Below are 985 nucleotides of genomic sequence, written 5' to 3'. Positions count from 1 at the left end.
CGCCAGGGCCGACCGGGGCCCGGCGGCGCCCGAGGCGGCCCGTCAGGAGGCGGGACGGGAAGCGGGCGCCTACGAGCAGGACGCCTCGCAGGCCGGCCGCGAGGCCGCCGACGGCGAGGGGGCGGCCGACGACGCGCCCGGTCTCGCCGCGACCCATGTCATCCGTACCGCGTCGCTCACCGTCACGGCCGAGGACGTGCCGCGGGCGCTGGCCCGGGCCCGTGCGGTGGTGGAGACCGCGGGCGGCTACGTGGCCTCCGAGGACACCGACCGCGACTCCGGGGGGCACGACCGCTCCCGCATGACGCTGCGGGTGCCGCCCGGGGAGTACGGGGAGGTGCTGGAGGAGCTGGCCGGACTCGGGAAGCTGGTCGAGCGGAAGGTCTCGGCGAAGGACGTCACCGATCAGGTGGTCGACGTCGAGAGCCGGATCAGGACGCAGAAGGCCAGCGTGGAGCGGGTGCGCGAGCTGATGGACGAGGCCGGCGCGCTGTCCGACGTGGTGACGCTGGAGGCCGAGCTGAGCAGCCGGCAGGCGGATCTGGAGGCGCTCCAGGCGCGGCTGAAGTCCCTGGAGGGCCGCGCCGGGATGGCCACGGTCACGCTGGCGCTGCGCGGGCCGGACGCGGAGCCGGCCGAGGAGGGGGACGGAACGCCGTCCTTCACGGACGCCCTGGCGGGCGGCTGGCACGCCCTCGTCTCGACGGTCCGCTGGATCACGGTCGTCCTGGGCGTGCTGCTGCCCTTCGCGGTGGCGGCGCTGCTGGTGGTGCTGGTGTGGTGGCCGGTCCGCCTCCGGCTGCCGCGGCGGCGCACCGGGCAGGCCGTGCCGCCGCCGGTGACGGTTGCGGGGCCCGCAGCGGCACCGGGCGCGGCGCGGCAGGACGGCGACCGCGCGGAGGAGGGTCCCGGGGCCGCCCCGGAGGCCCCGGGGAAGGAGTGAGTGAACGCCGGTGGGGGGGGGGGGGGCCGCGGGGGCGACCCG

At 78.1% G+C, this 985-nt stretch carries 1 protein-coding gene; it reads left to right on the top strand.

Annotated elements, in window-relative coordinates; translation table 11 throughout:
- On the top strand, positions 1-943 hold a 943-nt coding region (locus AC2CJA_RS26860; RefSeq protein WP_484605236.1), incomplete at its 5' end, for a DUF4349 domain-containing protein.
- Positions 944-985 lie beyond the last annotated feature (42 nt).

It is taken from the genome of Streptomyces sp. ATLC9, from assembly GCF_057196705.1.
Note: the sequence above shows the minus strand (reverse complement) of the source record. Positions and strands in the feature narration are given on the sequence as shown.